Annotated in this window: 4 protein-coding genes and 2 pseudogenes; 4 read left to right on the forward strand and 2 right to left on the reverse strand. The window is 47.4% G+C overall.

What is annotated here, in order from left to right; genetic code table 11:
• The 3 genes and pseudogenes from HMPREF1028_RS09745 to HMPREF1028_RS14815 all read left to right on the forward strand — a co-directional run.
• Positions 1 to 312: IS3 family transposase (locus HMPREF1028_RS09745; RefSeq protein WP_009312617.1), on the forward strand; the 312-nt coding region annotated here is incomplete at its 5' end.
• Between the two features lie 392 nt (positions 313 to 704).
• Complete coding sequence (gene adhE, locus HMPREF1028_RS09755; RefSeq protein WP_009312619.1) at positions 705 to 3,320, forward strand: bifunctional acetaldehyde-CoA/alcohol dehydrogenase; 2,616 nt, start codon at positions 705 to 707, stop codon at positions 3,318 to 3,320.
• 93 nt (positions 3,321 to 3,413) lie between these two features.
• Positions 3,414 to 3,521, forward strand: a pseudogene (locus tag HMPREF1028_RS14815) (IS5/IS1182 family transposase); the annotation flags it as partial.
• A 463-nt stretch (positions 3,522 to 3,984) separates the two neighbouring features.
• Here the strand turns inward: HMPREF1028_RS14815 and HMPREF1028_RS09760 are convergent.
• Positions 3,985 to 4,557, reverse strand: coding sequence for a hypothetical protein (locus tag HMPREF1028_RS09760; protein WP_003766194.1), 573 nt, complete (start codon positions 4,555 to 4,557; stop codon positions 3,985 to 3,987).
• A 26-nt stretch (positions 4,558 to 4,583) separates the two neighbouring features.
• Positions 4,584 to 5,339 (reverse strand): PoNe immunity protein domain-containing protein, encoded by a 756-nt coding sequence (locus HMPREF1028_RS09765; protein ID WP_232203838.1) that lies wholly within the window; start codon positions 5,337 to 5,339, stop codon positions 4,584 to 4,586.
• A gap of 808 nt (positions 5,340 to 6,147) precedes the next feature.
• Here HMPREF1028_RS09765 and HMPREF1028_RS09770 point away from each other — a divergent pair.
• A pseudogene (locus tag HMPREF1028_RS09770) lies at positions 6,148 to 6,646 on the forward strand (S49 family peptidase); the annotation flags it as partial.

The raw sequence follows: 6,646 nt of genomic DNA on the forward strand, positions 1-6,646 counted from the left end.
GATAAAGGAACGATGCTGCATTCGGACCAAGGCGTGCTGTACCGTACGGCGGGGTATAGGGAATTGCTTGCGGAGCATTCCATGGTTCAAAGCATGTCGCGAAAGGCGAACTGTTGGGACAATGCGCCGATGGAAAGCTTCTTTGCGGTGTTGAAGACGGAGTGTTTCTATAATGCAGGTGAATTGACGGTAGATGAATTGATGAAGCAGATAGATGACTATATGGATTACTACAACCGGGAGCGTTGCAGTTTGAAATTGAAAAAGCTGAGTCCTGTCGCATACAGAACCCAGCTTGCACAGAGCGCCTGAATAGGCTTTTATGAGTGTCCAAGATTTGGGGGCCAGTTCAAACTTTAATTTGGTTTTCAGACGACCTTGTCCGTTTTGCCTGCAAATTTTGTTTGAAAGGTTGATTTGTAATTTCGATACAAAATTCAAAAAATTTCATTTTCATATGAATTGCGGCGGGCAAAACAATAGCAATATGGCAAAAGGGGAAGACTCGGCGGCCTCTTTTATCAAACTCATTAAAATGATTTTATTTCAATGTATTAAAAACAGAAAAATCCTGAAAGAGGTCGTCTGAAAACAGCATGCATGGTTTGTGATGTAAGTCAAAGAGAAATGTAACAAAATTACTTATAGTAATCGTAGTGAAAATTTATCGTCTTTATTGCCACCTTATATCAAGGAGATACACCATGAACGCATCAGCCGACAATGTCGTCAGCCCCGCCGTAGCCGAGGTCAACAGTTTGGTTGAAAAGGGTTTGCGCTCGTTGGACGAGTTTCGCAAGCTGAATCAGGAGCAGATTGATTATATCGTTGCCAAAGCCTCCATTGCCGCGCTGGACAAACATGGTGTACTCGCCATGCACGCGGTCGAAGAAACGGGACGCGGTGTATTTGAAGATAAGGCGACCAAAAACCTGTTTGCCTGCGAAAACGTCGTGCGCCGCCTGCGCGATTTGAAAACCGTGGGCGTCATCAGCGAAGACGATGTAACCGGCATTACCGAAATCGCCGATCCGGTCGGGGTCGTCTGCGGTATCGTGCCGACCACCAATCCGACTTCCACCACCATTTTCAAATCCCTTATTGCGCTGAAAACCCGCAATCCGATTATTTTCTCGTTCCACCCTTCCGCCCAGCAGTGTTCCGCCCACGCCGCCCAAATCGTGCGCGATGCCGCAATTGCCGCCGGCGCGCCGGAAAACTGCATCCAGTGGATTGAAAAACCGTCTATGGAAGGCACTTCTTCGCTGATGAAGCATCCGGGCGTGGCGACGATTTTGGCGACCGGCGGCAATGCGATGGTGGAAGCCGCTTATTCCTGCGGCAAACCCGCGCTCGGCGTCGGGGCGGGCAACGTGCCTGCCTATGTCGAAAAAACGGCAAACATCCAACAGGCGGCACACGACATCGTGATGTCCAAAGCGTTCGACAACGGCATGATTTGCGCCAGCGAACAAGCCGTCATCGCTGACAAAGAGATTTATAAAGAGCTGGTCGAAGAGTTCAAATCCTACGGCGTGTACTTCGCCAACAAAAAAGAAAAAGCCATGCTCGAAGACTTCATCTTCGGCGTCACGGCAAACTGCGCCAACTGCGGCGGCGCAAAACTCAATTCCGCCGTTGTGGGCAAACCGGCGGCGTGGATTGCCGAACAGGCAGGGTTTAAAGTCCCCGAAAAAACCAACATCATCATCGCCGAATGCCGCGAAGTCGGCCCCAACGAGCCGCTGACCCGTGAAAAACTCTCGCCCGTACTGGCGATGCTCAAAGCGGATTCCACCGAACAAGGTTTGCAGTTTGCCGAACAAATGGTCGCCTTCGACGGCTTGGGACACTCCGCCGCCATCCATACCGCTGATCAAGAATTGGCAAAAACCTTCGGCACCCGCGTCAAAGCCTTACGCGTGATTTGGAACTCGCCCTCCACCTTCGGCGGCATCGGCGACGTTTACAACGCCTTCCTGCCGTCCCTGACCTTGGGCTGCGGCTCTTACGGCAAAAACTCCGTCGGCGGCAACGTCAGCGCAGTCAACCTGTTAAACATCAAAAAAGTAGGCCGTCGGAGAAACAACATGCAATGGTTCAAAGTACCCGCCAAAATCTATTTCGAGCGCGATTCCATCCAATACCTGCAAGACATGAAAGACTGTGAAAAAGTCATGATTGTGACCGACCGTTCGATGGTCGATTTGGGCTTCGTCGATAAAGTGACCCACCAGCTCCACCAACGCAAAAACAAAGTAACCATCCAGCTTTTCACCGATGTCGAAGCCGACCCTAGCGTCCAAACCGTCTATAAAGGCACGGATTTGATGCGCAGCTTCCAGCCCGACACCATCATCGCACTGGGCGGCGGCTCGCCGATGGACGCGGCAAAAGCCATGTGGCTCTTCTACGAACAGCCCCAAGTCGATTTTGAAGACCTCGTCCAAAAATTCATGGACATCCGCAAACGCGCCTTCCGCTTCCCCGAATTGGGCCGCAAAGCCAAATTCATCGGCATCCCCACCACATCGGGCACCGGCTCCGAAGTTACGCCGTTTACCGTCATCAGCGACGGCGACAAAAAATACCCCATCGCCGACTACTCGCTGACCCCGACCATCGCCATCGTCGATCCCGCATTTACCATGACCGTTCCCGCCGGCGTAACTGCCGACACCGGTCTGGACGTACTGACCCACGCCGTAGAAGCATACGTTTCCGTGCTTGCCAACGACTTTACCGACGGCCTCGCCCTGCAAGCCATCAAGCTCGTGTTCCAATACCTCGAACGCTCCTACAAACACGGCGCGTCCGACCCCGAAGCGCGCGAACACATGCACAACGCCTCCACCATCGCAGGCATGGCGTTCTCCAACGCATTCCTCGGCATCAACCACTCGATGGCGCACAAAATCGGCGGAAAATACCACGTTCCGCACGGCCGCGCCAACGCCATCCTGCTGCCGCACGTCATCCGCTACAACGGCACGCGCCCGCAGAAAACCGCCACCTGGCCGAAGTACAACTACTACAAAGCCGACCTGAAATATCAGGAAATCGCCCGTACCTTAGGCCTGCCGTGCACCACCCCTGCCGAAGGCGTAGAATCTTTCGCCCGCGCCTGTCACGAACTGGCGATCAACGTCGGCATCAAAATGTCGTTCAAAGAGCAGGGCATCGACGAAAAAACCTTCATCGACGGGCGCAAAGAGCTGGCAATGCTGTCCTTCGAAGACCAATGCACTCCCGCCAACCCGCGTCTCGCATTGGTCGCCGATATGGAAGAAATCCTGACCAAAGCCTATTACGGCGAATAAGGTTCGCGTAAACCATAAAGCGCAAGAAAAGGTCGTCTGAAAACCACATTTCGGGTTTTCAGACGACCTCTGTTTTTTATATTGTGCCCCACTTATAGTGGATTAAATTTAAATCAGGACAAGGTGACGAAGCCGCAGACAGTACAGATAGTACGGCAAGGCGAGGCAACGCCGTACTGGTTTAAAGTTAATCCACTATATTTTTAGCAGCCGTAGCGTGGGCTTTGCCCACGAATGAACATAAATAATTTGATTCGGATGTTCGGGCAGAAGGTCGTGGGCGAAGCCCACGCTACGATTTGCTGCAACGGCAACTTGTTCCTTCCCCCGTCCGACGGGGGAAGGTTAGGATGGGAGTGGCTTTATGGTTTTAGGTAAAATCAAATTCGTGCAAACCGTAGAGCTGCTCTCTCCCTCCAGACGGGAGAGCCAGCCGCCCGTAGCGTGGGCTTTGCCCACGAATGAACATAAATAATTTGATTCGGATATTTGGGCAGAAGGTCGTGGGCGAAGCCTACGCTACGGATTGGTTTATCTCTTGAATCTGTATCCACTTGACGAAGGGTCGTCTGAAAATAAAAATCCTCAATTTTTCAGACGACCTCAATAACAGACTTTCAATTCAATCTACGCTTGCTGGATAGCACTAATAAGAAGGTAATTTTTACAATTGAAATTTACGGCAACTATTTACATTATCCACGCCATAATAATTTTCCGCATCCAATTTATTATTTCTATAAAATATAGGTATTCCTCTAAAATATTTATTTAAATCAATATCTCTATCTCCATCCCCATCACTTAAGGTATGTTTTCCTTTCCAATTAACGTAGTATTTAGAAGGCGCCATAACCAAACACCCGCTTTTATGATTTAAAATCAAAATATTATTAGTTTCATGGTAATGCGAAGAATTTTCTTCCAAATCCTCTACCATGCCTCCTTCTATATGCATAAATATCGAATACTTGCCATCAGGTGAAGATTCCAGATAAACCATTTCAGATACACAATTATCTACTTTATCTTTTTGATAACAGCCATCTTGTAAGGAATATGTTTTTATTCCTTTATTTTTCATCGTATAGCGCATAAAAATATTTTTTTTATTTGGCTTTAAAAACTCTAACTGCCCATAACCCAACAAATTTTGCACTTCATGAACAGGAAAAATATTTTGTTCTGCCATAGCGAAACTACTATAAATAAAGAATAATAAAACGATTTTCTTCATATCAATCCACCCTTTCCGTATTACTCCTACTCGTGCTTAAGCTTCTGCTCCCGCGCCCAGTCCACCATATCTTTAGGATAGTACAGATACTGCCGCAGGGAGGTGTCGTCCAAGTCTTTTAAATAGGCGACTGCGGCGGATTCAAAGCTCCAGTAGCCGATATAGCCGTAGTATTTGGGATCTTGCTCCAAATGGGTGTCGATGAGGGGATTGCCGATTTTTCGGTTGCCTTCGTACCAGCTGGAGAGGTAGGCGTTGAGGTGTTTCAGGGTTTCTTCCTTGCTCTCCGCCATGATTGCTTGTAGCAGGGGTTTGCGGAAATTATAACCACCGCGCCGGAATTTGGCTTTCGGATCAAAATCCATCGGAATAACCATATTGATCAAGGCATTAAAAGATGTATCAATAAAGCCGTCCAATTCATAGCACCGTTTGACAATTTCCAGCCAGTCAGCCTGTTCAAACAGAAGGCACAAGCCGATGGCATTTGCTAGAAAATCATCATAATCCTCACCACCACCCCAAACGGACATCGTCCAGCCTTCTTCGATCAGTTTGGGATCGTCCACGGGATATTTTTCATCGATTTCCAAACACAGGCGGCTGTATCCGATTGCCTGGGCGAAGCGTTCGCGGACGGTTTCGATCGGATAGCCAGCGGTGTATTCGATTATCGCAACTTGATAGATTTTAGTGGGTAGTACGCTTGGGTTATTGTCTACATATTCCCCATTGTTTAAGCGGAATTTGTCATACTCTGCTTCGCTTATCCATTTGTTCATTAACCATAGGTTATCTGAATACAACTTCTTAAGACAACCTTCTTTAAATAATCCCTGACGGTCTTTGTTACGATCATATTTAACTTGATTGGTCATTTTAGTCCTTTAAATAGACAAGTAAGTTATTTAAATCATCTTGGGCTGGTTTCTGCATTTTCCTGACGTTTTTTGCATTTTCATAGTCTGCTTGCGCTTTTAGGGAATAAAACAATCAATTCTTTACCTAGAGAATGTGGTCGGCAGGTTTGTGATGGCGGTGTATCAAAACCATATGAACAATTGAACAGGACGACTGCTATTGGCAAAGAGGTCGTCTGAAAACTTTCAGACGACTTTGATAGATGTTGGATTTCCGCCCTAATCTACGCTTACTACACATCCTTCGGATGTTTTGAAAAAAGCGTTTTCCAGAATAGGCGTCTGCGCTTTTAATGTTTAGATCGACGGTATCGGTATTTTTGCCGGAGATAAACTCTACTGGCTGTGACACACTGCCGAACAACACAGCATTATGATAGGAATAGTCCGATTACTCAAAATAGTTATCATAAATCTTCCTTCAAGCTTTTATCGCTGCGCATAATATCCCATATCACTTTTTGACGCTGTTTTCTTTGTTTCCGCCAATCTGGAAACCAAAAATTTCGTTATAAAATGAAAACTTTGTTCAAATATTTGCTGATGATTGAAATTTTATCTTTTAGGACGGTAGAATGCGGGGTTATTGGATAGGAGACATCCTCTAAATGTTGGGACTACCTGATTTGTGGTTCCGAGTGTCAAAATTTGAACGATGAAAGTACCGATCATGCAGGAACCTTATTCTCGTGAGGGGAATAATCCCTCATCTCATTCCGGCTCGTTTTGGGAGCGCGAAGTATTGCGCGAAGTATTGCTGGCTTCTTATAAAGAGCAGCGTAGCGCACGTATTTGGCGCAATATTTGGCGTGTTATCGGTGTGATTTTATTTCTCATGTTTATTGCGTCACTGTTTGGAGACGATACCGATGCAGTGCAAAGCAGCGGGGAGCATACGGCAGTGATCGATTTGAAGGGCGAAATCGGCAATGAACTTGATGATCAGGTTGAGATGCTGCGCACCGGTATGGAGGCGGTTTACAATAACCCCAATGCTAAAGCGATTATCATCCGCGCCAATAGTCCGGGCGGATCGCCTGTGGTTTCCAATATTGCGTTTAACGAAATCCGCCGTATGAAGTCGGAGCATAAAGACATTCCTGTGTATGTGGTGGCGGAAGATATGTGTGCATCGGGCTGTTATTACATTGCGGCAGCGGCTGACAAGA

This window comes from Neisseria sp. GT4A_CT1 (assembly GCF_000227275.1).
GTDB lineage: Bacteria > Pseudomonadota > Gammaproteobacteria > Burkholderiales > Neisseriaceae > Neisseria.